The sequence below is a fragment of the Colwellia psychrerythraea 34H genome, from assembly GCF_000012325.1.
GTDB classification, from domain to species: Bacteria; Pseudomonadota; Gammaproteobacteria; order Enterobacterales; family Alteromonadaceae; genus Colwellia; species Colwellia psychrerythraea_A.
This window is the reverse complement of the sequence record NC_003910.7, coordinates 1,559,896-1,586,274: the sequence shown is the minus strand read 5'-3', so window position 1 is coordinate 1,586,274 and position 26,379 is coordinate 1,559,896. Positions and strand designations below refer to the sequence as shown.

General features: G+C 37.6%; 26 protein-coding genes. 2 read left to right on the top strand and 24 right to left on the bottom strand.

Annotation, left to right across the window (positions count from 1 at the left end; translation table 11 throughout):
* Positions 1 to 52 precede the first annotated feature (52 nt).
* The 3 genes from CPS_RS06860 to dbpA form a co-directional block, all read right to left on the bottom strand.
* On the bottom strand, positions 53 to 892 hold the full coding sequence (locus tag CPS_RS06860) for a DUF2884 family protein (protein WP_011042378.1): 840 nt from the start codon (positions 890 to 892) through the stop codon (positions 53 to 55).
* Positions 893 to 1,443: 551 nt separating this feature from the next.
* Positions 1,444 to 2,553: a cell division protein ZapE gene (zapE, locus tag CPS_RS06855; protein WP_041736769.1), complete on the bottom strand. Its 1,110-nt coding sequence runs from the start codon at positions 2,551 to 2,553 to the stop codon at positions 1,444 to 1,446.
* A 20-nt stretch (positions 2,554 to 2,573) separates the two neighbouring features.
* Positions 2,574 to 3,980, bottom strand: coding sequence for an ATP-dependent RNA helicase DbpA (gene dbpA / locus CPS_RS06850; RefSeq protein WP_011042376.1), 1,407 nt, complete (start codon positions 3,978 to 3,980; stop codon positions 2,574 to 2,576).
* Between the two features lie 148 nt (positions 3,981 to 4,128).
* Between dbpA and CPS_RS06845 the strand changes: the two genes are divergently transcribed.
* A complete protein-coding gene (locus tag CPS_RS06845) occupies positions 4,129 to 4,554 on the top strand; it encodes a hypothetical protein (RefSeq protein WP_011042375.1) in 426 nt (141 codons plus the stop codon).
* A 47-nt stretch (positions 4,555 to 4,601) separates the two neighbouring features.
* Positions 4,602 to 4,763, top strand: coding sequence for a DUF2986 domain-containing protein (locus CPS_RS23230; RefSeq protein WP_011042374.1), 162 nt, complete (start codon positions 4,602 to 4,604; stop codon positions 4,761 to 4,763).
* 175 nt (positions 4,764 to 4,938) lie between these two features.
* Here CPS_RS23230 and CPS_RS06840 read toward each other — a convergent pair whose 3' ends face one another.
* The 21 genes from CPS_RS06840 to flhF all read right to left on the bottom strand — a co-directional run bounded on the left by CPS_RS06840 (position 4,939) and on the right by flhF (position 26,371).
* A complete protein-coding gene (locus CPS_RS06840) occupies positions 4,939 to 8,052 on the bottom strand; it encodes an efflux RND transporter permease subunit (RefSeq protein ID WP_011042373.1) in 3,114 nt (1,037 codons plus the stop codon).
* 14 nt (positions 8,053 to 8,066) lie between these two features.
* On the bottom strand, positions 8,067 to 9,317 hold the full coding sequence (locus CPS_RS06835) for an efflux RND transporter periplasmic adaptor subunit (RefSeq protein WP_011042372.1): 1,251 nt from the start codon (positions 9,315 to 9,317) through the stop codon (positions 8,067 to 8,069).
* A gap of 438 nt (positions 9,318 to 9,755) precedes the next feature.
* Entirely contained in the window at positions 9,756 to 10,112 is a 357-nt protein-coding gene (gene hpf, locus CPS_RS06830; protein WP_011042371.1) for a ribosome hibernation-promoting factor, HPF/YfiA family, read from the bottom strand.
* Between the two features lie 409 nt (positions 10,113 to 10,521).
* On the bottom strand, positions 10,522 to 10,995 hold the full coding sequence (locus CPS_RS06825; RefSeq protein WP_011042370.1) for a phosphatidylglycerophosphatase A family protein: 474 nt from the start codon (positions 10,993 to 10,995) through the stop codon (positions 10,522 to 10,524).
* A gap of 44 nt (positions 10,996 to 11,039) precedes the next feature.
* The gene (thiL, locus tag CPS_RS06820) at positions 11,040 to 12,002 is read right to left on the bottom strand and encodes a thiamine-phosphate kinase (protein ID WP_011042369.1); all 963 of its coding nucleotides are present in this window, start codon (positions 12,000 to 12,002) and stop codon (positions 11,040 to 11,042) included.
* 38 nt (positions 12,003 to 12,040) lie between these two features.
* On the bottom strand, positions 12,041 to 12,457 hold the full coding sequence (gene nusB, locus CPS_RS06815; RefSeq protein WP_011042368.1) for a transcription antitermination factor NusB: 417 nt from the start codon (positions 12,455 to 12,457) through the stop codon (positions 12,041 to 12,043).
* A gap of 31 nt (positions 12,458 to 12,488) precedes the next feature.
* Positions 12,489 to 12,953 carry a 6,7-dimethyl-8-ribityllumazine synthase gene (gene ribE, locus CPS_RS06810; protein ID WP_011042367.1) on the bottom strand — a complete coding sequence of 155 codons (465 nt, stop codon included), beginning with the start codon at positions 12,951 to 12,953 and terminating at the stop codon, positions 12,489 to 12,491.
* An 84-nt stretch (positions 12,954 to 13,037) separates the two neighbouring features.
* Positions 13,038 to 13,838 (bottom strand): MlaA family lipoprotein, encoded by an 801-nt coding sequence (locus tag CPS_RS06805; RefSeq protein ID WP_011042366.1) that lies wholly within the window; start codon positions 13,836 to 13,838, stop codon positions 13,038 to 13,040.
* A 149-nt stretch (positions 13,839 to 13,987) separates the two neighbouring features.
* Positions 13,988 to 14,458 carry a DUF2802 domain-containing protein gene (locus tag CPS_RS06800; protein WP_011042365.1) on the bottom strand — a complete coding sequence of 157 codons (471 nt, stop codon included), beginning with the start codon at positions 14,456 to 14,458 and terminating at the stop codon, positions 13,988 to 13,990.
* A 124-nt stretch (positions 14,459 to 14,582) separates the two neighbouring features.
* Positions 14,583 to 15,077, bottom strand: a complete 495-nt coding sequence (locus CPS_RS06795; protein WP_011042364.1) for a chemotaxis protein CheW — start codon at positions 15,075 to 15,077, stop codon at positions 14,583 to 14,585.
* Positions 15,078 to 15,137: 60 nt separating this feature from the next.
* Positions 15,138 to 15,887, bottom strand: coding sequence for a chemotaxis protein CheW (locus CPS_RS06790; RefSeq protein WP_041736762.1), 750 nt, complete (start codon positions 15,885 to 15,887; stop codon positions 15,138 to 15,140).
* On the bottom strand, positions 15,888 to 16,676 hold the full coding sequence (locus CPS_RS06785; protein ID WP_011042362.1) for a ParA family protein: 789 nt from the start codon (positions 16,674 to 16,676) through the stop codon (positions 15,888 to 15,890).
* A gap of 90 nt (positions 16,677 to 16,766) precedes the next feature.
* The gene (locus CPS_RS06780) at positions 16,767 to 17,756 is read right to left on the bottom strand and encodes a flagellar motor protein MotB (RefSeq protein ID WP_011042361.1); all 990 of its coding nucleotides are present in this window, start codon (positions 17,754 to 17,756) and stop codon (positions 16,767 to 16,769) included.
* The gene (locus CPS_RS06775; protein WP_011042360.1) at positions 17,753 to 18,499 is read right to left on the bottom strand and encodes a flagellar motor protein; all 747 of its coding nucleotides are present in this window, start codon (positions 18,497 to 18,499) and stop codon (positions 17,753 to 17,755) included. The genes CPS_RS06780 and CPS_RS06775 overlap by 4 nt, the downstream gene beginning before the upstream one ends.
* The gene (locus CPS_RS06770; protein WP_011042359.1) at positions 18,492 to 19,631 is read right to left on the bottom strand and encodes a protein-glutamate methylesterase/protein-glutamine glutaminase; all 1,140 of its coding nucleotides are present in this window, start codon (positions 19,629 to 19,631) and stop codon (positions 18,492 to 18,494) included. The genes CPS_RS06775 and CPS_RS06770 overlap by 8 nt, the downstream gene beginning before the upstream one ends.
* An 83-nt stretch (positions 19,632 to 19,714) precedes the next feature.
* Complete coding sequence (locus CPS_RS06765) at positions 19,715 to 21,859, bottom strand: chemotaxis protein CheA (RefSeq protein WP_011042358.1); 2,145 nt, start codon at positions 21,857 to 21,859, stop codon at positions 19,715 to 19,717.
* A gap of 13 nt (positions 21,860 to 21,872) precedes the next feature.
* Complete coding sequence (locus tag CPS_RS06760) at positions 21,873 to 22,616, bottom strand: protein phosphatase CheZ (protein ID WP_041736760.1); 744 nt, start codon at positions 22,614 to 22,616, stop codon at positions 21,873 to 21,875.
* Between the two features lie 74 nt (positions 22,617 to 22,690).
* Positions 22,691 to 23,074, bottom strand: coding sequence for a chemotaxis response regulator CheY (gene cheY / locus CPS_RS06755; protein ID WP_011042356.1), 384 nt, complete (start codon positions 23,072 to 23,074; stop codon positions 22,691 to 22,693).
* 107 nt (positions 23,075 to 23,181) lie between these two features.
* A complete protein-coding gene (locus CPS_RS06750) occupies positions 23,182 to 23,901 on the bottom strand; it encodes an RNA polymerase sigma factor FliA (protein ID WP_011042355.1) in 720 nt (239 codons plus the stop codon).
* Positions 23,902 to 23,940: 39 nt separating this feature from the next.
* Complete coding sequence (locus CPS_RS06745) at positions 23,941 to 24,783, bottom strand: MinD/ParA family ATP-binding protein (RefSeq protein WP_011042354.1); 843 nt, start codon at positions 24,781 to 24,783, stop codon at positions 23,941 to 23,943.
* Between the two features lie 46 nt (positions 24,784 to 24,829).
* Positions 24,830 to 26,371 (bottom strand): flagellar biosynthesis protein FlhF, encoded by a 1,542-nt coding sequence (flhF, locus tag CPS_RS06740; RefSeq protein ID WP_011042353.1) that lies wholly within the window; start codon positions 26,369 to 26,371, stop codon positions 24,830 to 24,832.
* Between the last annotated feature and the right edge of the window lie 8 nt (positions 26,372 to 26,379).

The window sequence follows — 26,379 nt, the reverse complement described above, 5'->3', positions numbered from 1 at the left end:
GTCAGTGTGTTGATCATTATTCTTGGTATTAACTAACGAGACTAATTAATAGTTACTTTGCTGTAGGGTGTGATTCTTCTTCATAATTTTTTTGTGTCACAGTAAAAACATTAATACGAGCAAGAGGCTCTATTTCAACTTTTAATTGCTCTTCTAGTGCATCAACCTCAGCAATACTTATACATAGTGCCTCAGCCTTCTTCTCTATTATCGCAGATCTTGTTGTCATCTCATGTTCGATATTTTCACCAAAACTTTCCATACGTGTTTCAAAGTTTCGATCGTCACCTTCTGAAGCAACCATTTGTTGACCGATGGCAATTAAGATACTGCCCATTGAATTTAGCACGGCTTTTTCAACCGCAGACTCTATACGCTTGTCAAAGTCTTTTCCGAGTAACCCTTCACTTTCTAGACCTTCGACACCAACAGAAACTCCATGTTCAATAGATAGGTTTGTGGACACTTGTTCTCGAATTAACGTTAGCTCTGTCGTTAAATCTGCTGCGACGGCATTACCCTCACCAAGTAGACCATTAAACGCAAGATTTACACCTTCAATAGCCATATCAACACCTTCAATGGCAACATTTTTAACTTGAGGCACTAAGCGTCGTATTTTTTCATCATACTTTTTCACAAGAGCTTGTTGATCATCAGATAAGTCAATATGCTGGTTGTCGACCAAAAGTTTTTTACCTTCAATTATTTTATACAAACTGAGATTTTTCTCATCATTTCCAGCTTCATCTTGCAAAAATTCAATCGAATTAACGTTGATTGAAAGCCCTGCTGACAAATCAACATTGCATGATTTATTGGCGTAAACAGCCGATGATGCAAAAGATACAGTGAGTGCGCTAGCGATTAATGTTGCGTGAAAATAAGTCATTATTTATCCTTAAGATATTTATTATTGTTTGCTGTTGAGTCATTTATTACGATTAATGAACGTTATTAACTAGGATTACTTTTACAAGTAGTAACGATGACCTATATAAGTAACTACAAATTAGTCATCATCAACCTAGTAATTATTAGCATAACTGTTACAAACATAGTGCCAACTTTACTTATCCATATTTATCAATAAGATAAGTATTTACAGCTAATAAATGAGCAGTTGAAAATAAATGATTTAGTCAAATTAGCTAGTTAATCGTGTTTTATACAAGTTATACCAATTCCATTAAATTTATTCCCACCTCAGAGCTATGTCAGAAGAGTTATAACAAACAAAATTTTTGCTAGTATAGTCATTCTATATCTCACAAATTTGTGCAGTTATTGCTTTTCTGACAAGCTCCCAAGGGCGATTTTAAAAGGCTTACATGCTGTGTTATTGATTTTGACAAGAGAATAACCATTCTCTTCAATCAATGCCTTGCCTTTAAGCCTTTTAATTCTCGCTGAGTGGGAAATAACTTAATAGACTTGGTATTATCAGCTTTGTTGCATTTCAATTAATCGAGACTGACAGCGTTCAAACTCAAAAGCAAGTTGCTGCCCTTGGTAAAGTTCAAATATATCAACTTGGGCGCTAACGATTAATTTGACATTTTGATCGTAAAATTCATCAACTAACGCAATAAACCTTCTCGCTTCATCATCAAGCTGCTGTAACTCTCCCATTAAAACGCCACTGCGTTGATAACTGTCCTCAACCCCTGAAAAAACCGCTGGCACTAACTCACCAGAAAACTTAGGGACGTTGGCAATACATACTGTATCGAAGTCTTTCGCTAGTACCATATAATCTCGCTGGCTTCGAGGGCCAGAGCATAAAGCAAAAAAATCAAAGAAAATAACATTAGCACTTTGCGCTAAATAGCAGAGTTGTCTGTGATTAATCTCTATCTCACCAGAAACCAACATTTCTGCATCAGTCAAGCTTTGAAAACGTTCAATTAACTTTTCATTCCCCTCGTTGGCTAATAAAAAATAATTATTATAGCAGCTGTTTTTTGAAAGTTTAGTGCGGCGGTGATCAACGTCACCATTAATAGAAACAATCTGACAATGTTGATTGATTAAGGCAATCGTAGGTAAGAAACGCTCCCTTTGCAACCCATTACGATAAAGCTGCTCAGGTTGACAATTTGAGGTCGCAACAAGGGTCACCCCTTGTTTAAATAGCGCTGAAAATAGACCACTCAGTAACATGGCATCACCAATATCACTCACATAAAACTCATCAAAACATAACAAATCGATGTTTTGTGCCCACTTGGCAGCAATATGGCTAAGGGGCTCAGACTGCCCAGTTAGTTGGGCCAGTTGCTGATGAACACTTTCCATAAAGTGATGGAAATGAATGCGTTTTTTATTTTTAATGGCTAAGTGCTGATAGAATAAATCCATCAGCATAGTTTTACCTCGACCTACTCTGCCGTGAAAATATAATCCAGGGATATTTTTTTTTAACTTTTCGGGCAAGTGCTGTTGAGCTAACAACTGCTCAGATAACAATATTAAAGCATCGACAGCATGAGTTTGAGCGGTATCAATATCGAGCTGCTTGTTAGTAAGCAGCTCTTGGTAGGCATGTTTCATTACGTTTTTTAATCTAGTAACTAATTAGTTAAATGGCGAGCATTAAAGGTACGGCCTTTCATTTTGCCCTTAGATATTTTTTTCAAGGCTAAGTTCAAAGCCGCTTTAGTAACGGCAACATAGGCCTTATTATCAAGCACTGAAATTTTGCCAACTTGCGAACCTTGCACACCATTATCGCCGGTAAGTGCGCCCAAAATGTCTCCAGCTCTAACTTTTTGCTTTTTACCGCCATCAATTTGAATGGTTGCCATTTTAGCTTGCGGACGTTCATTGGAAAGTACCGCTAATGAAGGCAATGGCTCAGGGGTAATAACAGCTTCAAGGTAGTCTTCTAGTAAGCCAACTTTATAACTTTCTTTGTCACTAAACAGTGAATAAGCGATACCCGTACTGCCTGCTCTACCTGTTCGGCCTATTCTATGCACATGCACTTCACTATCGCGGGCAATGTGATAATTAATAACTAAGTCTAAGCTATCAATATCCAAGCCTCGTGCAGCAACGTCTGTCGCAACAAGAATTGAAGCACTTTTGTTGGCAAAGCGTAATAATGTTTGGTCTCTATCGCGTTGCTCTAAATCGCCGTGTAACGCTAATACGCTAAAACCATCAAAGTGTAAGGCATCAGCGACTTGTTGGGTCTCTTTTTTGGTATTACAAAAAATAGCGGTCGATTCAACTTGATTACCTAGTAACAATAAACGTAACGCGTCTAGGCGATCGTCATCATTACCCACTTTAAAGAATTTTTGACTGATAGTTGATTGGTCTTCACTTGAAGCGATTTTAACCATCACAGGATCTGTCATGATACTTTCGCTAATAGACTTAATTTGGTCAGGAAAGGTAGCACTGAAAAGTAATGTTTGACGATCAAGTGGTGTACGTCCAACAATATTATCAAGTGCGGCTTGGAAGCCCATTTCTAGCATACGGTCAGCTTCATCGAGCACTAATAAGTTTAAGTTATCTAATTGTAAAGTGCCTTTTATAACATGTTCTTCAAGGCGTCCTGGAGTACCAACAATAACATGTGCCCCATGCTCTAAAGAACCAATTTGTGGACCAAAAGGGGTTCCGCCACAAAGTGTCAATATTTTTATATTATGAATACCACGCGCTAGTTTTCTCAACTCTTTCGCAACTTGGTCAGCCAGTTCTCGGGTTGGACAAATAACCATGGATTGAATGCGAAACTTTTTAACTTCTAATTTGTTAAGTAATGCTAAACCAAAAGCAGCCGTTTTACCTGAGCCTGTTTTCGCTTCGCCAATAACATCTTTTCCTTTAAGCAATTCAGGTAAGGTTTTAGCTTGAATAGGTGTCATTTGCTCATAGCCAAGCGACGATAAGTTTTTAACTAAATCCTGTTTTAAGCTCAACGAAGAAAAAGCTAACGATGAAGTAGTTGTATTAGTACTCAAAATAAACGCCTCTGGTTTATAGCGACTTAGTCAAAAACTAAGCCAAAAAATAAGAAAGCTATCAATACAAAGATAAGAAAACTTTCATGAGATAGATAATGCGCGCATAATAACAGTAATTTTTGTACAACCCCAGTATATTCAACCTATGACAACAGTTTCAAAACAGTTATTAGTAGAGCAATGGCGAACTTTACACAACAATCATGAGAATTATGAAAGTTATGCGTTAATAATCAAGCTTGTTGCAACGGCTATCACCCTGTTTGCTTTAACTTTTTCTGTAGCAACTTTTGTTACATTCCTAATATTGGCAACGCTGTGGTTACAAGAAGGTATATGGAAAACCTTTCAGCAGAGAACAGCAAATGCGATAATAGCAATAGAAAACAAATTAGACATTCATAATGATGAACAATCAAACGAATCGATGAAGCCTTATTTAGTGTATAAGCAATGGCAGGAAAATCGCCCCAATACACAGGTGCTCATTGTAGAGTATGTCAGTAATTCGTTGAAACCAACGGTAATGTACCCCTACTTACCATTGATGCTTATAGTCCTTATTTTTTAGTGACTAGCAGCCAAAATAATTTTTAGTTTAGATATCGAGATAAGAACATGAACAGAAAAAAGAAAATGAACAATATTTTGAAAAAGAAAGTAAAAAAAACCAACTCAAAGTTGCATACTAGCAACAAACCAAAATATATATCGAAAGCCGAAAGAGCTAAACTTGCAGAAGAAGATAGCAGCCAAGAACAAGAACAAGAACAAGAGTAGCAGCTAATCAAGAGAGTCGATGACATCACTATTTAGTTTTAATTACCTGTTATAAGCAATAGTTATTCATATCAGATGATAACGTAGCATAGTGATATAAATATGTTATGAAACCACAAATAAAAAAGGGCACATAATATGTGCCCTTTTTGTTGCGCGATTATTCGATGAACCCCTAGGTCACATCTGGTTTACCTTTAATTTTTTCTCGCATACGTTGAATCAATAGGTAGAAGTAAGGTACAAGTAAAGTACCAAATAGTGTGGCTGCAATCATACCAGCCAATACCGTGATACCTAAAGAAACTCGGCTTCCAGCTCCTGCACCCGTTGCAAAAACTAGTGGTAGAACACCTAATATAAACGAGAAGGCTGTCATCAATACCGCACGAAAACGCATTTTAGCGGCATTAAGTGCCGCATTCATTATCGTTTCACCAGCCGCTCTTTGTTCCATGGCAAATTCAACAATCAAAATGGCAGTTTTAGTCGAAAGACCTATTAATAAGACCAAACCAACTTGTGCATAAATATTATTAGCCATGCCTACTGTATAAAGCGCCAACATAGCACCAAACAAGGCTAAAGGTACTGCGGCAATAACTGAGAACGGAATAGTCCAGCTTTCATACTGTGCCACTAAAAATAGGTAAACAAAGATAATAGCAAGACCAAATAATATGGGTGCTAGATTACCCGCTTCTAATTCTTGTTTCGACTGCCCTGACCACTCATAAATATACCCTTGAGGTAATGTACTAGCTAATTCTTCCATCACATCAATAGATTGCCCTGAGGAATATCCTGGAGAAGCATTACCTGTGATGCTAGCACTACGGTATAAGTTAAAGTGACTAATAGTTGTAGGCCCTAAGATAGGCTTAACACTTGCTAGAGTAGTTAGCGGTACCATCTCGTCGTCTTTATTTCGAACGAAGTAATATCGAAGATCTGAAGGTTCAGCTCTATACTGACTTTCTGCCTGAATTGTCACACGGTAAGTACGACCAAACTGACTAAAGTCATTAATATATAAAGAGCCTAACTGTGCTTGTAAAGTCGCAAAAATATCAGACAAAGCGACACCTTGTGCTTTCGCTTTGTTGCGATCTACTTCTAAAAAGTACTGCGGTACATTGGCGCGATAAGTACTAAACACACGTGATAATTCAGGTCGCTGATTGGCTTCATAAATAAGGCCATTCATTACTTGTGCTAATTCGGCAGGATCTCGCCCTTCACTGTCTTGTAATTTAAAATCAAAACCTGAGCTATTACCTAAACCGGGAATAGGTGGCGGATTAAATACCATAATTTGAGCATCTGGCATAGTCCATAATTGCCCCATCAGACGAGGAATTATCTGCTTCAATCCAAGTTCTGGTGTAGTACGTTCTTCCCAATCTTTAAGAAGAATTATGGCAAGACCATTATTCGAACCGGCACCACCAAGTAATGAGAAGCCTGATACGGTGATGATATCCTCAACGGCAGCATCATTTAAAATAGTGGGTGTTATTTTGTCTAATACGGCTTGAGTCCGATTACTTGACGCGGCATCTGGTAACTGAATATCCACAAAAAGATAACCTTGATCTTCCGCAGGTAAAAATGCCGTTGGAACGGCGGTAGTTAACCAACCTGCTCCAATGAAAATTAAACCGACAAAAAGTCCAACTCGAGTAAGTCGCTTGAGCATAAAGCCAACAGTCTTGGTATAACCTCCTGTTGCCTTAGTGATAAGGCGCTCAAATGGCAGTAACCAAGTGATTGGTTTCATTTTTTCTGCGCTTAAAAGCACAGTACATAACGCAGGGCTCAATGTTAGTGCATTTAATGAAGAAATCAGTACTGCGAAAGAAATAGTCACAGAGAATTGCTTGTATAACTCCCCCGTTATACCTGGCATAAAGGCAACAGGCACAAATACAGCCAGTAAAACCAAGGTAGTCGCAATGATAGGACCAGAAACTTGGTCCATTGCTTTAGTTACCGCTTCTTTAATGGGAAGTTGTTCTTCTTTTAATATGCGTTCAACATTTTCAATAACGATAATGGCATCATCAACAACGATACCAATGGCGAGCACTAAACCAAATAACGTAACCGTGTTAATTGAATATCCCATCAAAACCATAAAAGCAAAGGTGCCAATAAGAGATACTGGTATTGCAAGGGTGGGAATAATAGTCGCGCGCCAATTTTGTAGGAATAAAAAGACAACTAAGATAACTAAGACGATTGCTTGAAATAAAGTAACCACAACCTCTTCAATTGAGCGGTCAATAAATTTAGTGGTATCGTAAGGAATGACATATTTTAGACCGTCTGGAAAACGTTGAGAGAGTTCTGCCATTTCAGCTTTGACTAAAGAAGCAACCTCTGTGGCGTTAGCATCAGGTAATTGATAAATAACAAGGAAAGCTGTTTCTTTACCATTTAGTCTTGCTTGTGTTGAATAGTCTTCAGCGCCAAGTTCTAAACGAGCAATGTCATTTAAACGAATAAAATTACCATTGCGCTGAGCTCGTATTATCGTTTGACCAAATTCCTCAGGTGTTTGTAAACGACCCTTTGCTTGGATAGAATACTCAAACTGCTGATTTGGTAACGTGGGGCTAGCACCTAACTTACCTGCAGCTACAATCATATTTTGCTCTTGAAGTGCTTGTTGCACTTCAGTAACGGTAATACTGAGTGATGACATACGTTCTGGGTTTAGCCATGCGCGCATGCTATAAGTCATTTCACCCATCACTTCTGCAGAAGCAACACCCTTAATGCGTCCTAACGGCTCAGTTAGATAATTAGTCGCATAGTTACTTAAGAAAAGCTGATTGATACCTTCTTGTTCAGAAAATAGATTAATACCTAATAACATCGAACTGGATTTTTTCTTAACATCAACCCCTTGGCGTGTTACCTCTGAGGGTAATGAACTCGTTGCCAGTGCGACTCTGTTTTGCACATTAACCTGCGCAATATCGCCATCGGTACCCACTTTAAAAAATACCGTGATTACAGCACTACCATTATTGGAAGCTGAAGATTCAATATACATCATATCTTCAACACCATTGATTTGTTCTTCAATAGGCCTAATGACTGATTCTTCTACAATTTGCGCACTTGCTCCGGGATAGACAGCTGAGATTTGAACCTGGGGCGGTGTTATTTCCGGGTACATGTTTACGGGAAGTACACTCATGGCAATTAAACCAGCAAGTGTAATAACGATAGATATTACAAACGCAAATTTAGGCCGATTGATAAAAGTTTTACTGATCATAAAATCGTCCTTGATTACTTATCAGTTGTAGCACTAGGGCTAATGGTTGGTTCAGTCACTTTTGAAGAGTCCACTGATTTATCATCAATATCTGATATTGTACCGACGATTGGATCAACATGCTTTTCAACGCCTCTAACTTCAACTCCAGAACGAACTTTTTGTAATCCTTCAACGATGACTTTTTCACCAATAGAGACACCCTTTTCTGCAACCCACATGGCATTAATTCTTCTACCTAGCACTACGTGACGTTGTTTTACTGTATTATTTTCATCGACAATTAAAACAAACTTTCCTTGTTGGCCTTCTTGTACTGCCGCTTGTGGAATTAACGCCATTTCTTCTTTACTTTTACTTTCAAGAATCAAGGTAACAAACAAGCCTGGGATAATGATGTTATGAGGATTCGGGAAAACAGTTCTCAGCTCGACTGTTCCCATGCCTTCGGAAATTTTAGTATCAGCAAAATCTAACTTTCCATGCTCTGGATATTCTGAATTGTTAGGTAAGCGCAAAGAGATATCAAATTCACCTCCTTCGTCACTATTCGACCCCTGATGCTCTTGTTGATATGAGACGTAGGTGCTTTCTTCCACTTGAAAACTAACAAAAATAGGATCACTAATAATGAGAGTAGCCAAAGTATTACTCGTAGGGCTAACAATATTTCCCACGTTGTAATTCACTTTACCAATAAGGCCACTAAAAGGGGCTGTGATTGTGGTGTAGCTTAAATCAAGTTCAGCTTGTTCAAGTGCAGCTTGTGCAGACTTAACAGCCGATTTTGCTTGTGACTCTTCTGTTGTTAATCGGTCAAAGTCTGATTGTGAAATGTAACCATCATTAATAAGATCATTTGCTCGCTTTAAATTACGTTTGGCATTTTCTTCACCAGACTCTTTCGAACTTAAATCAGCTTTTGCAGATGATAAGGCCGCTTCATAGGCAGCTGGATCTATTCTTAATAACACTTGACCCTTTTCAACAAAACTCCCCTCACGAAAACGACGTTCAAGTAATTCGCCTTCAACTCGAGCTCGTAAATTAGCTTCTTTAGACGCTTCTGTACGTGCGACAAATTCACGATAGCCGCCAATAGATTGGGATTGGATTGAGTAGACAGAAACTGCAGGTGCTGGAGGTTTAACCTTAACTTCTTCCTTACTACAAGCCGTAAGTGTTAGGGATAAAAGTCCAAAAACTACAAACTTACTCGTTGTTAGGTTAGATCGGGTAGTGTTTTTAAAAAAGCGCTTGAGCATCAAATTATTCCTTTTAAGGTTAATGCTTTATTATGAATTATGTTGATTATTACACAGGCTGTATTCAATACAGTAATTATTTGTACTAATACCAATAGTATTAATTTATTGGTCAGCTTAGAGTTACATTAACGAGCTTAAAACAAGCAAAATAATTTAAACATAGTTAGTCTATATTTAATTTATTTTGTGATGTTATTAGCATGCTAATGAGCTCCCGAAGGGCGAGTTTAAAAGGTTTACAAGCGGCGTTATTGATTTTGACAAGGGAGTAACCATTCTCTTCAATCAATGCCTTACCTGTAAGCCTTTTAATTCTCGCTAAGTTATCAATAAATTATTACCATTGGTATAACTAGAGAATAGTATAAATTATTGACAAAAAAAAAGCTGCGAACAAAGTTCAGCAGCTTTTTTATGATGTACACTTTTTTAGCTTTAAGCTAAGTTCATTTCTTGAACTTTTTCATGAGCAATTTCAGGTGTAGTAGGATCTGGTTTGGTATGTAAGTTGGCTTTTAGTTGACCCTTTCTATGTTTAAGCGCCGCATCTAGTTTTTTTGCTGCACTAGCAATAGCGGGATACATAACTTCATCAGTACCAGTGGCGGAAATACGGCCACCCTCATAAGTTGTAGTTAACTCAACTTGATGTTTATGGTGTTCTTTAGAAATAATTACGTCTAAGGCAATTAGTGTTGGAAAGTGGTTTGCTATTTTAGAGAATTTTTCTTCGATATGCTCTTTGATTGAATCGTTAACTTCTACGTGATGACCAGAAAGATTTATTTTCATAGGTATTCCTTTTTTACTATTACTTAAAGACTAATTTACCTAAATGACATTTTATCAAAATAACAATGTGTCACTTAATAATAGACCTGAGGGCAAGTTTTGCTAAAACAAGTCGGTATGTAAAATATTTATAAAATACTAACACCAACCGATTTCGGAGCATCACAAATCACCTAGCATTAAAAATAGCGCAAAAGCAGCTAAAATACTATTGATCTAAAATAAAGAAATGAAGAAAATGACAACTAATTGTTAGATCGGGGGGCTAGATATTTTTCAGGTTGAAATTTATGTAATGTAAATTGATTTAAATGAAAACAAAGGATAGTGCTTGTTTTAAATATCAACAAGCCTAACCTTTTGATTTTTCATATAAGAACAGAACGATTACCAAGGAATAGTTAACTCGTTAGAAAATAATATGCATAATGCCTAGTGCAAATAATCCAGCCAACACGTCGTCAAACATAATACCAAAGCCGCCAGTTAGTTTTTTATCTGCAACAGATATCGGCCAGGGTTTAGCTATATCAAAAATTCGAAATAAGATAAAGCCGACTAGAACACTCTGCCAACTTACCGGTATCATAAACATAGTTATAAAAAAACCAGCAAATTCATCCCAGACAATTGCACCATGGTCATGAACGCCAACATCGCTTGCCGCTTTACCACAAATATAAATACCTGCGATACAAACAATGAATACAAGTGAACCATAGAGTAATGGTGATAAGCCGCTCATTAATAAAAATAATGGCACCGCCGCAAGTGTACCAAAAGTACCGGGTGCTTTTGGTGCTAGGCCACTACCAAAACCTAATGCTAAAAATTGAACTGGATTAGCGAGGTTAAAGTTAACTTTTGTATTTTTACCCGACATATAATAATTGCTTAATGATTAATGATTAATATATTACAAAGAAGCTATTCGGAAAAATGCTCAAAACCTGCAGTATTAATCGGAACTGGCTTATTATTCAATGTGGTCGAAATAGTCTGCGATGCGTTTAATTGACCAATGCATGTCACAGGTGTACCAGCATGAGACATTGCCGTTTCCATACCCACTTTGTTATCTTCGTTCACTGTAAATAATAGTTCATAATCATCACCGCCTGATAAAGCCAAGGTAATGGCATCATCCGTAAGTAAACTATCTCGCATAATATTAGACAGGGGTAAAGCATCAAGAACAATATTCGCGCCAACATTAGAGGCTTGACATATGTGACCCAAATCGGCAATTAGTCCATCAGAAAGATCAATGGCCGAAGAAGCATATTCTCGAAGTGTTTGCCCCGCTAATACACGCGGTTTGGGATAATCGAGCTTATTTTTTATAATATCGATAAACTGTGGTTCAATATCTACTTTACCGGTTATTTGCTGTAAAGCTAACGCGGCGTCACCGAGTTCACCAGTGACATAAAGCCAATCACCCGATTTAGCACCAGAACGAGATAAATAACTACCTTCAGGGGTAAGACCTTGGGCAGTAATAGTTATACTTAACGGACCTTGTGTGGTATCCCCACCAATGAGCTCTACGTTATAAAACTCACATAATTCAAAGACACCTTCACAAAACTCAATTAACCAAGCTTCATCTATGTTAGGTAACGTTATTGCTAAAGATAACCAACTTGGCTTAGCTCCCATCGCAGCAATATCAGATAAATTAACTGCAACGGCTTTATGACCTATAGCTCGTGGGCTAGTATCAAATGGAAAGTGTACTCCAGCAACTAATGTATCTGTTGTTACCACTATATTTTGATTCTCAATAGGTGATAAAACAGCACAATCGTCCCCAATACCAAGCACAACATCTTTCCGTTTAACTGCTTGTTTAGTGAAGAAATGCTTTATTAACTCGAACTCTTTCATGCTAAGCCTTTAGTTACTAATAGTGTAATACTAGTAACTTATTCTTGAGGGCGAATTAATTTAACGGTTTTATCTAAAACACCGTTAACAAACTTATGACTATCATCCGCTGCAAATGATTTAGCTAACTCTATAGCTTCATTAATCACTACGCGATAAGGTACATCGGTACAGTCTTTTAATTCAAATACTGCCACGCGTAAGATAGCCTTTTCCACTTGGTCAATATCATCAAGGGGACGGTCTACATAAGGAATGATAGCCTCATCTATTGAACCAATATTGGTGGTTACGCCACGCAATAATAATTGAAAATATTCAATATCAAAACGACGTTTACTGTTGTCTGCGATAAAGTTAACTTCAATATCATTTACAGGATTTTTACTAACTTGCCATGAATATACAGCTTGTACAGCTAGTTCACGGGCTTTTCTTCTAGGAGAAGGTTTCACAATATGTTTCCACTTTTCTTAAGTTCAGAAATTAAATTTGAGCTAATACATTAACCATTTCTAATGCACCAAGAGCAGCTTCAGCACCCTTATTGCCAGCTTTAGTACCTGCACGTTCAATGGCTTGTTCAATAGAGTCGGTTGTAATCACACCAAATGAAACTGGAATCTCAGATTCTAAACAAACTTGTGCTAAACCTTTATTAGATTCACCCGCAACAAAATCAAAGTGCGGAGTGCCACCACGAATAACAGCACCGATGGCAATAATTGCATCCGCCTCGCCTTTTTTAGCAATTTTTTTAGCTGCTAGAGGTAACTCATATGCACCAGGTACTCGAACGATAGTAATATCTTCGTCATTAACATTACCATGACGTTTAAGGGCATCAACAGCGCCGTCTAATAAACTATCAACTATAAAGTGATTAAAACGCGATACAACGATAGCAAATTTCTTGCCTTTTGCTTCAAACGAACCTTCAATAATATTCATTTAATAATTCCAATAGGGTGTGTATAAAAAATTGCCGCAATTCTAACAAATAGTTATCGGCATAGGTACTCGTTTATTCTAAAATTAGTCTATATCATCAAATTCATCGAGAAATGCGTCTATTTCAGCTTCTTCAGCTTCATTAATTATGATCGGTGGATTACCATCATAGAGTTTAAAATTCATATTTTGAAAGTATGCATTTTTAATAAACTCATAAGGGTCCTCAGACTCGACTATTAATTGTTCTTGGTCTCGTACTGCCGATCTTTTCTCTAATGCTAATATCCCTAGACGAACAATGTTAGGCCAAAAATCAATGACAGCTAACGGCCAATAAAGACGATCCACATAATCACCTACCTCCTCACGAACAGAGCTTGGGCCTAAACCAGGAACAACTAAATATGGTCCATCGCCAATGCCATAACTTCCGAGGACCTCACCAAACTCTTCTTGTTCACCAGACCAATCAAAATCACTCGCTGGATCATAAAAGCCAAATAAACCAATAGTTGAGTTCAGCACAAACCTACCGGTACTTTTCGCCGCGTCAGTGAACTTTAATTGGAGCACATTATTAATAATGCTCGCAGGTTCATTTAAATTGAGTGCCATATTGTACAAACCAGTACGTAAAAATGGTGGCGTATAAGTGGTGTATACATCTGAAGCAGGTTTAGCTATATATTTGTCAACGTAATCCCAAGTAAACGTCCAAAATGGCCTATTTATAATTTCAAAGGGATCTCTTGGATCGCTGACATCAGCAGATTCATTTACCTCATCTTGAGATTGCTGCTCTGACGTGGTTGAACATCCAGAAAGAATGAGAATCGAAACTAATATAAGAAGTCGAAAATATAGCGTTATAGCTGAGCTCACAGGGCTTAAGTCCTTGCCGTTACATAGAGGTGTAATAAAAACGATGGCACTTTAACATATAATGCACAGTTGAGTGAATAACGTTTGAGTACAGATTTACAATATTTATTACATTAGGTATGACAATAGGTATTGGTGGGGACAATTATTTACTTGGAGCGAGCACGTTGCATGTAAACTGAAAGTAGCATTTCAACTTCTGCTCGTGGTAGTTCGCATTCACTCATAATCTCTTCAATATCAGCTCCCTTTGCCGCTAATTTAAAAGCACGATTATAAAACTTATCCTGTCCTTGGCTTTCTTGCCATTGTGTTATTAGCTGTTGTTGCTCGATAGCTTGGTGCTGTAAACTTTTAATCCGATGTTCTAACTGTTTTGAGACTTGTTCATTTTCAGCAATACGTTTTTCATTATTGCCTGCCATTTCATCAAATTCATGCTGCAACTTACTATTTACTATTTGTAATTCATCCACCTGTAAACAAGTACTTTGCATTTGTACATTAAGTATTTCAATTTTACTCTTAAGTTTATTTATATAAACAAATAAAAATATACTAGTGAGCAACACGAGAAATAAGGCTAGCACAGCAATAATTGGTACGGCTAATAATGACATTAAGAACGTTTGCCTTGAATAAAATTAAACGAAATATTGCATATCTGCATAATTACAAAATAAAAAGTCTGCAAATACAGACTTTCTTCTGTCAAATAATCATAGACATGAAGTAAGGATATAATTAGAACTGTTTAAGCTCATCCCACTCATCATCAGAAAGTAATTTATCTAAGTCGACTAATATAAGTAACTCGCCATCACGATTAGACACTCCTTGAATAAATTGAGCGCTTTCTTCATTGCCAACATTTGGTGCTACATCAATTTCTGATGATTTTAAATAAACAACCTCAGCAACACTATCGACTAGAATACCTATGACTTGTTTTTCTGACTCTATCACTACAACACGGGTATTATCAGTAATATCACATGGTTCAAGACCAAACCGAGATCGGGTATCTATAACGGTGACCACATTGCCGCGTAGATTAATAATACCAAGTACGTAAAGAGGAGCACCGGGAACTGGAGCTATTTCACTATAGCGTAAGACCTCTTGTACTTGCATTACATTAATGCCGTATGTTTCATTTTCTAACTTAAAGGTAACCCACTGTAATACCTCATCATTAGCTTCTACTTTATCACTTGCACTTCGTCTTTCATTTGACATATTACTCGCCTCTCAAATATCTTACTTTAATTCGACTATAAATTAGATAGGGACCATTTACTATTCTTGATAGATATCACTGCCTTTATCAAGCAATTCAATCAAAGCACTTACATCAAGTAAGGCACACATTTTTTCTTTGACTAAGCCCGCTAACCATGGGCGTTTATCGCTAGAATCTAGCCATTTAACTTCATCTTGAGACAATACGACTGTATCAACTAAATGTTCAGCCATCAGTCCCCAAGAGCTATCATTAAGCATGATAATATATTGATAATTTAGTGAGTCTTTTAATGCTTGATCACATTTTTCTGGCATAACCCATAATGCGGTATCCACAACATTAATTTTTTCATCACGATACAGCATCACTCCTTTAAACCAGTCAGGTTTCCCCATTAAACTAGTTGTTTTGTCAACTTTATGAATTCCACCTAATTCGATTAAGGGAACTGCAATGGTTAAACCTGCTACTTTAAAAAACATTGCTTGAAAGTCACCTTGTCGATAACTTTTCGGTGGTGAACTATGCTTTTCTGCACTGTTTTTATCTGTCTCAATCGGTAACAAATCAGTCTTTGAAACAGAACTAACATTTACTTCTTTTTTGACCGTATTTTCTTTCGGTTCATTTACTGTTTTTAATAAGTTTTCTAAAGACTGATTTTCTTTATGCGCTAATGGTCTACTGATTGCTTGTTCAGCAATACTTGGTTGCGATAAGCTTTCAACAACCTCAGGCTCAGTTAGTAGTTCAGATAAATAATTTTTCATTACCTTTTTACTAGCCATTAATGATTTACTCATTTAGCGTTCAACCTCTTTGTGCTGCATGCACTGCTTGACCAAATAATTTAATAAACTTTTATAAGCTAACGTGCCTCTAGAGTTGGCAGCATAATCTGATGGCACTTTTTGCTCAGAGCTCGCATTCCTAAAATTAGTATCCACTGGAATCACTCCAGGCCATATCTTATAAGTATAAACTTCCTGTAACTTTTTAAAGGCCACAATTGAGGCTTTTGTTCTTTTATCAAACATAGTTGGCACTATTGTATATTTAAAGGGAGCATCTTGCTCTCCTTGCATAATTTCCATAGTTCTAATCATGCGGTCTAAACCTTTTAGAGCTAAAAATTCAGTTTGAACCGGAATAATAATTCGGTCGGCGGCGGCCAAGGCATTTACCATAAGCACACCAAGTACAGGTGGACAATCCATCAATACATAATCATAACTATCTGCTACTTTTTGTACTACTTTTTTTAGTACCAAGCCCATACCACCCTTGTTACCTAATGAACGATCTAAAGTAGCTAAGCCCATAGTAGCGGGTAAAATGTCGATATTAGGGTATTGACTTGGGCATAAGGTCTGTAGAATTTGCTCCCTTGATGATACCTGGGTAAATAACTCATAGACACTCAGGTCTAAATCTTCTGACTCAATACCAAAATAATAACTTAATGATGCATGGGGATCAGTATCAATCAATAAGACTCGATGTCCTTGCTCAGCTAAAATACCAGCAAGTGCTATCGTTGTAGTAGTTTTACCAACTCCACCTTTTTGATTTGCAACTGTCCAAACTACCAAGAGCACTACTCACTTATTTTAAATTAACTTCTATGAATCACTTTTGCGATCATTTGCTCTTTATCAATATTTTGTAATCAACGAGAAAGGTTATTCAGGGTTATTATCAATGTCTACATCATTTTCATTTCGAGTTGTGATACGAATACCACCATTTTTTAACCTAATAACCTTGATATCATTTGATCCGTCTAGATCTATTTCATTGGAATCTTGCGCTATCTTTACCTTTTCAATATCTGGTAAAGCGATTGTTGGCGGTTGCAGTAAGTTGGCCTTTTCTAAGCCATACTTTGAAATAGCAACAACTACTTTCCTGTTTTTTGCCCTGCCTTCAGAGGTTAAATTATCTGCACTAGGATAATATTGTCCATATCCTTCAATAGCCATACGAGCGGGATTTAGTCCTAATTTTTCTAAAACTCTCAAAATGGCGGTAGCTCGAAAAACAGACAACTCCCAATTTGAAGAATATATTTCATTATTAATGACTTGATTATCAGTATACCCTCTTACCCGAATGAAATTACTTGCTTGACCAATCACATCATAAATCACTGTCAAAATAGCTTCAGCGGAGAGAGTGGCTGATGATGAACCACTGGGGAAGAGTAAACCACTATTTAATTCAATTTCTAACCAATCACCATCAATTTGTAATTGTGCGAAACCGGATTCAACAAGTTCATATAAAGCCGTATGAAGTTCTTTCTCTAAAGAACTTAAATTACTGCCTACCTTTGCATCAGAGATGTTTGACAAGTTTTTTTCGTTATCGAGTAACTCAGGCCCAGCAATATCTAAGATACCATTGCCATATAATTTGATATTCGTTTTACTGGTATTAACCATTAAAACGCCATCACCATGACCTCTATTTTTAGTTTCTTCTTCCGAAGCTTGGAACACTCGACCAAAGGACTCTGTGATACTTTCAAAAGGCTTTTCGTTTACCATTGCCATTGCGTATAACACCACGAAAAGGGCAAACATCAAGGTCATATAGTCGGCATAAGAGACCAACCAACGGTGAATATTATCATGTTCTACCGCGGCTCTTCTTTTACGCACACGCTTCATTGCTCTAACCTGAAGGCTGATAATTTATTTTCTATTGCATGAGGATTTTCTCCATGAGCAATAGATACTAATCCTTCACAAATCATTTCACGATACATGGTTTGTTCGTGAACTATAGCTCGAATTTTATTCGCTATAGGCAAATAAAATAAATTTGCAAAACCAACACCATATATTGTGGCAATAAAAGCGGTCGCAATTCCCTGCCCTAATAGTGCTGGCTCAGTTAAATTGCTCATTGCATGAATTAAACCAAGCACTGCACCAAGGATGCCGATAGTTGGGCTATAGCCCCCCATTGCTTCGTAAACATTAGCCGAACGTAAATTGTGTTCGCGATAAATATCTAAATCTAATTCTAAAGCAACTCGAAAGTTTTCAAGTTCGATGCCATCAACCAATAAATTTAAACCTTTTTGAGTATAGCTATCCTCAATTTCCAGCGCAGTATCTTCTAGTGCGAGATAGCCTTTCTCTCTTGCTTTTGTTGCCCATATTACTATTTCGCTAATCCCTTGCTCAATATCATATTTTGGAGGGTAAAAAACCCATTTAAGCAGTGATATTGCATGGGTAAATTGCACCATGGAAGATTGCAACATGACCGCACCTAAGGTGCCTCCAAATACAATGATGAATGCAGGAAGTTCAAATAAAGCGGATAAATGACCACCATCTAAGCTAAAGCCTATATAAACAGCTAGAATAGCAATGGTGAGTCCCGCAATACTCAACTTATCCACGACTGATTTCCTTTACCATCGATGCAGCCATAGAGTCCAAAGAGAGAGATAATTCAGATATTCCTGCTTTGTCGATAGCCTGAGGCATACCATAAACTACACAGGACTGCTCGTCCTGAGACCAAATAGTTGCCCCTTTAGCTTTTAACATTCTGGCTCCTTCTTTACCATCAGAGCCCATTCCAGTTAAAATCACTCCTAAAACTTTGCCAGCAAATGTTTTTGCGGCTGAGCCAAAACTAATATCAACACTAGGTTTAAAGGTTATTTTGGGAGAGTCATCATCTAAAATTTTAATCTTTGCTGAATTTTCACTACCGGAAATAAGCATTTGTCGCCCACCTGGGGCTAAGTAAGCACAACCGGGTTTTAAAACATCCCCATCAGCGGCTTCTTTAATCGATATTTTACACAAAGAATTCAAGCGACTAGCAAATGCTGCTGTAAATGCTGCTGGCATATGCTGAACGATTATGATTGGTAAAGGAAAATTCTCTTCAAGTTGAACTAATATCTTTTGTAGGGCTACTGGACCACCTGTTGATGTACCAATTGCCAATAATTTATATTCTTTACCCGAGCTTCGAGTAATAGCAGCCATAACTTTTTTATCTTTAGTTACTAAAGAAGAAGTTGATGCTAATGGCCTATGTTGATCTGCAATTAATCTTGAAGACTTTGGACTAATATTTACTGCCGCTGGCCGAGTACGTGTGCGTTGTTTTGAAAATTCAGATTTTCTCGCTATTTCTACGACTCGTTGGCGTAATAGGCTACCAGCTTCATCACTATTTTTAGCTATCTCACTAAATTTTTTCGGTAAAAAATCCAATGCCCCGGCATCAAGTGCTTCTAAGGTTGCTTTCGCTCCTTGGTGGGTTAGGGATGAAAACATTAATATTGATGTTGGAGATTGAGCCATAATTTTTCTTACGGCTTCAATGCCATTAAGAATTGGCATTTCGATATCCATCGTAATAACATCTGGTTTAAGCAATAAAGCTTTATCTACTGCTTCTTGACCGTTAACGGCCACATCAATAACGTTTAATTTTGGATCTTTATTAAGGATGTCAGTAACTCTGCGTCTAAAAAAACTAGAATCATCAACAACAAGTACCTTGTAGGCCATTTAATCTCTCTGCTTATGCTATTTATATTTACACTAAATATTCACACTATTGCAATATACTTAAGTGATTTACTTGTGATTCACTAATTTCGCAATCTTTTATTAATCGGTGACTTTTTCGCATAAAATTTAAGCATGTTAGCTATATCTAAAATAAGTGCAATACCACCATCACTTGTGATCGTAGCACCTGCCATCCCTGGTGTTCCATGCAATAACCTATCAAGTGGTTTAATAACAACTTCTTCTTGACCAATTAAGCTATCAACTACAAAACCTACTTGCTGATTACCAAGCTGTACTATAACTACGTGACCTTTATCACGAGACGTTTTAACAAAGTCGCGCACTAACCATTGATCTAGATAAAACAGTGGAATCGCTTTCTCACGAACGATAATGGTTAATTGTCCATCAACACTATTTGTATTTGATAAATCTAGATGAAAAATTTCATTGACTGAAGCGAGCGGTAAAGCAAAGGTTTGTTTACCGACAACAACCATCAATGTAGGCAGTATAGCTAAAGTTAATGGCACTTTGATTTCGAGTATAGTACCAACACCCAATTCTGAGTCAATATTGACAGTACCGTTAAGCTGCGTAATTTTGGTTTTGACAACATCCATACCAACACCACGACCAGAAACTTCTGAAATTTCAGTTTTGGTCGAAAATCCTGGGGCAAAAATAAGACTATAGGCTTCTTTATTAGACATTCTAGCTGCAGATTCTTCATCAAGTACACCGCGGTCAATCGCAATATTTTTCAACTTTTCTGCATCCATTCCTGCACCATCATCTTTTATGGTTAACAGTATATGGTCACCTTCTTGCGAGGCTGAAAGAAGTACCGTACCTTCTCTAGGTTTACCCATGGCTTCTCGAGTATCTGGCGCTTCAATACCATGATCTACTGAGTTTCTAACTAAATGCACCAAAGGATCAGCAAGAGCTTCCACTAAGTTTTTATCTAAATCGGTCTCTTCACCTTCCAAAATCAATGAAATATCTTTGTTCAAGCTACGCGCTAAATCACGTACAACACGAGGGAAGCGACCAAAAACTTTTTTAATTGGCTGCATGCGTGTTTGCATTACAGCGCCTTGCAAGTCAGTCGTTACCGCATCTAAATTGGTTACGGCTTTATTTAGATTTTCGTCGTCAGAAACCAGACCTAAACTTGTTAATCTATTTCTTACTAAAACAAGCTCACCGACCATATTCATAATTTGATCAAGTCGTTTAGTATCCACACGAACCGTTGTTTCACCTTGAGGTGCTGGTGTAGCCGCTGCTTTTTTCGCAATAACTTTTGCTGGTTCTTCTTGTGATTTTTTCTGAGCAGGTTTCTTCTGAGCCACTTTTTTAGGAACCGCTGCCTTTGCTTTTACTTCTTTTTCAGGGGAAGGAGTTGGAATACTAACAGGCTTGTTAGTTACCGAACTTTCAACAGCTTTAGGCGCATTACCTTTACCGTGTAATTCATCTAGTAACTTTTCAAATTCAAGGTCATCAATATCATCACTAGAAGTACTTAGAGCGCTGTTAGTGGAAGCTGCAGCGTCAACTGAAAAAGCACCTTGTCCATGTAATTCATCTAATAGTGATTCAAATTCATCGTCTGAAATCTCATCACTTGCCCCATCAGTACTCGGTGTAGGTGCCGAATAAGGAGCCGGTTCACTAAGATTTGGCGATGCCGAAACACTGCCAGAACCATGTAGTTCGTCTAATAATTTTTCAAATTCATCTTCACTCATTTCATCACTTGAGCTTGATTCTTCATTTGTCGGAGTTGATTGTTCAATGACTTCAGTCACAGCTGGCGTACTTACATCAGGGTGACTTAGTCGGGCAAGTTCAGCGAGTAGAGTAGCATCTGCAGGAACAAGTGGTTCCTTATTTTGTACCATCACAAACATGTCATTGACAGTATCTAAGGCAGATAAAATGGTGTCCATAAGCTCTGCATTAACAGAGCGTTTTCCGGTACGCAATAAGTCAAATATATTTTCTGCGCCATGACAGACATCGACTAAGTCGCCAAGGCTTAAAAAACCTGCGCCACCTTTAACAGTATGAAAACCACGGAAAATTGAATTCAGTAATTCAGCATTATCTACATCGTTTTCAAGTTCAACTAGTTCTTCTGAGAGCGATTCTAAGATTTCACCCGCTTCAACTAAAAAGTCCTGTAAAATTTCTTCATCTGCTTCAAAAGACATGCAGTAATTCCCCTTAAAATCCTAAACTTGATAAAAGATCATCAACATCATCTTGATCTTCTACTACATCATCTCTGTTCGCTGCATTTACAATTGGTCCCTCAACAAGGTTTTCACCTACTTTAGGATTACTTGGTCCTTGCGTTTTTTCTGCAGACAGGCCAAAAGCTGTCAGCATATTGATTAAACTTTCTTCAACTTCTCTAACTAACTCAATAACTTTTCGAATAACTTGACCTGTTAAGTCTTGAAAGTCTTGTGCCATTAATACATCTGTCATTAAGCTATGAATATGTTGAGTTTCTTTACCGGTATTTTTTAATAAAGTATCGATATCAATGCATAGCGATTTAAACTCTTTCAAGTCCAACTCGTTATTCATCAACTTTGTCCATGAAGGATTGACAGTTGCCACTTGCTCAGCAATGGTATCAACTACGGGAAATATCGCCTCAACGGCATCCATAGTTTTATTTGCGGCTTCTTCTGTTCTCGTAATAACAAAATTCAATCGCTCTTTCGCATCAGGAATATCTGTAGTAGCAAGATCATTTAACCTAGAATCGACTTGAAAATTGGTCAAAGAGTCGTGAAGCTGGCGAGTTAATTTACCAATTTCTGCAAAAAGTTCGGAATTGATTGGATTTTGAATCTCAGCAATAATCGCATCCGCTGCGTCTTGCTCATCAGACTCCAAAAAAGCAACCAAAGATCTTGCTTGCTCTAATGAAATCCGCCCTGTCATAGCTATACTCATGCAAAGTCCTTAATGGAATATTTGTCAACACCTTAATTTAGCTAACAAATTTACTGTTAACTAAAGCCTTCACATTAAGCTAAGCGTTCAAAAATTTTATCTAGCTTAGTTTTTAATGTTGCGGCTGTAAATGGTTTAACAATATAACCATTAACACCTGCTTGAGCAGCCATAATGATTTGCTCTTTTTTAGCTTCTGCAGTGATAAGTAGAACGGGGATATGTGAGAGATTAGCATCTGCTCTAATCGCTTTAAGTAAATCGATACCTTGCATACCAGGCATATTCCAATCTGTCACAACAAAATCAAAATCACCACCTTGAAGCATGGGTAACGCTGTATTGCCATCATCAGCTTCTTGAATGTTGGTGAAACCTAAATCACGTAACAAATTTTTAACTATACGTCTCATGGTTGAAAAATCATCAACTACAAGTACTTTCATATTTTTATCCAAGACACTCTCCGGCGAAACATTCAAAATTAATTATTTTTTCTAACATTTTCATTTTACCTAATTAGGTATTTTTTATACTCATTATCACTAGCTTATTCACAGTCTAATTAACTTTGCCAAGATTGCATACGTGCTTTTAAACGATGCATCGCTTGACTATGAATTTGACTTACCCGTGATTCACTCACATCGAGTACTTGCCCGATCTCTCGTAAATTCAATTCTTCATCATAATATAAAGACAGTACTAGAGCTTCTCGTTCCGGTAAAGACTTAATGCATTGAGTTAAGCCTTTTTTAAAAGCTATTCGCTCAATACTTTGATATGGATCATCTCCAATATAGTCATCACTTGGCTTAATAGCATCTTCATTAACACCAAGATCATCAATACCAAGTATTTTTCCTGTACTTACTTCACTCAATATCTGATGGTAATCTTTCAGTGAAATATCTAATTTTTCAGCAACTTCAACATCAGAAACATCTCGGCCTAATTGTGCTTCAAGTTGCTTTATCGCTTCACTGATCATCCTGCTATTTTTATGAACAGATCGCGGCGTCCAATCACCTCGGCGTATTTCATCAAGCATAGCGCCACGGATTCTGATACCAGCAAATGTTTCAAAGCTTGCGCCTTTAGTGTTATCAAAATTATTTGCCGCTTCAAATAAACCAATCATTCCTGACTGTATCAAGTCATCAACTTGAACACTTGCTGGCAATCTTGCTAAAAGATGATAAGCAATGCGCTTGACTAAAACAGTTTGTTGTTCAAGAAGAGCTGCTTTATCAATTTGATTATTATAGCTATTCACTTTTACCACGTAATGTTACTCTCACTGAAGTAATGCTAAGTTAGTCAGTTAATTAGCCAGTAACTGTTCAATAAAAAATTCTAAGTGCCCTGATGCTTGTTTAGGTATTGGCCATTGGCTTACCTTTTTTGCTAAATCTATATAAGCTAACGAAGCTGGAGATTGTGGATATGCTTCTACTATAACTTGTTGTTTACGAACTGATTTCCTCATATTTTCATCGTATGGGATCACAGCGACTAATTCTATTGCGACATCAAGAAATCTATCGGTTACTTTAGTTAGCTTTGCAAAAAGCTGCTGTCCTTCTTTCGGACTACGCACCATATTGGCAACAACTTTAAATTTAAATACACCATGATCACGGCTCAGTAACTTCATCAGAGCATAACAGTCTGTAATTGAAGTAGGTTCATCACAAACCACCAACATGACATCTTGCGCGGCACGAGTGAAGCTCAAGACCATATCAGAAATGCCAGCAGCCGTATCAACAATCAATACATCAAACTGTGTTTTCATTTCACTGAAAGCTCGAATGAGACCAGCATGTTCAGATGGCGTTAAATCCACCATTGATTGTGAACCAGAAGTTGCAGGAATAATCTTTATGCCAGCAGGACCTTCAATTATAATGTCATCAAGTTCACACTCTCCTGACAATACATGAGATAGATTACGCTTAACCCTTAACCCTAACATTACATCGACATTTGCAAGACCTAAATCGGCATCGAGAACTAAAACCCGTTTGCCGAGTTGTCCTAGCGCAATAGCTGTATTCAGCGAGGTATTGGTTTTACCAACACCACCTTTTCCGCCTGACACGGCTACTACTTTAACTTGTTGTAAACCTTGCATCTTTCTTAAGCCGCTCGCTTGATCTATCATTTAATTATTACTTCTAATTATATATATTTAGCTATTAGCCAGAGTCTTATAACGTTGCAGCGGGTGCTACAGGCATCGGCCGTAAAACAGTGACATTATTATTTACTGACTTAGTCGCCATCTTATCTGCAAGGGTAACTAATTTCTCAGCATTTGCAACTTTAATATCTTCCGGAACTCTTTGTCCATCAGTAAGATAACCTATTGGTAAACCATTTTGAATCGAAGTTGTAATTATTTCACCAATACTGATACTTTCGTCAAGTTTAGTATAAATACAACCCGATAATGGTACTTTTTTAAAACGATCTACATTTTCTTGCATGACACCTTGCTGCGTATTAGCCGCTAAGACTAAATAATTTCGAATCCTTACGCGAGCATTTGATACTAATGCGGTCAATTGTTCAGCTAAGCGCATGTCTCGTTGTCCCATACCTGCAGTATCGATTAGGATTAATTTCTTCTTCGAATACTGCTGTAATAATATATCTAACGCTTGACTGTCTTTAGCCAGACTCACCTGACAACCAATAATCTTTCCATAGGTTGCTAATTGCTCAAAGCCGGCAATACGGAAAGTATCTGTAGAAATAAGCGCAACTTGATCGCTGCCATGTACTTGGGAAAAGCCTGCTGCAAGTTTGGCAATAGTAGTGGTTTTTCCTACACCGGTAGGGCCGACTAAAGCAACGACTCCGCCACGATTGATTATATCATTCTGTGTAGTATTAATTTGTTGAGAGATAAGTTGTGTTGCTTGTAACCAAGCTTCTTTCTCATGTGATTGCTCAGGAACATATCCTGCAATCTGATCCGCTATTTGTTCATTTAATCCTAAAGCCAGTAATCGATTTACTAATACCGCCCGTTGAGGATCTTTTTGTGCCATATCTTGCCACATTAAACCTGATACTTGATGCTCTAACAATGAACGAATAGAAGCCATTTCTTGCTGCATTTTAGCAAAGTCTTGTGAGGATACTTGAGCATCATCATTCATACCTTTAGCAAGTGGGCTTGAAGATGACATATTATTAGATATATTGGCAGTAATATGATCACTATTATATAGTTCAGCTTCAGTGTTAGCTGTCTGTTGTTGAAGTTCACTAGGCATAGCATCAGAAGTTGAATGACTTAGGCGGTCGGTAAAATTCTTTAACTGCTGCTCAATGCTAGCATCGCCTAAGTTAGTGGGCTCTTGTTGTGAAGCTAATTGTTGAGGGGCTGGCTGTTGCACTTGACGATTAAGTAAAGCTGACAAACTATCCGCAGGTGCTTGCGCAACTCTATTTTCATTAAGATTTGAGGGTGTAGTGTTTACCGGTGTTTGTTGTCCAAGCTTTACTACGTCGTTGCTAATCTCTCTACCACTCGGTGTATTTTCCTGTACTTCAGTTTTATGAGGTTTATTCTCTGAAAACTGAGCAGGAGGTACCGCTTGGTTGTAATCAACTGCAGCCATCAATTCCACCCCTTCAGGGATTTTTTTATTGGACATGATAACCGCATCAACGCCAAGTTCTTCTTTTATCTGCGCTAATGCTGTGCGCATATCTTTGGCAACAAAACGTCTGATTTTCATACCCAACC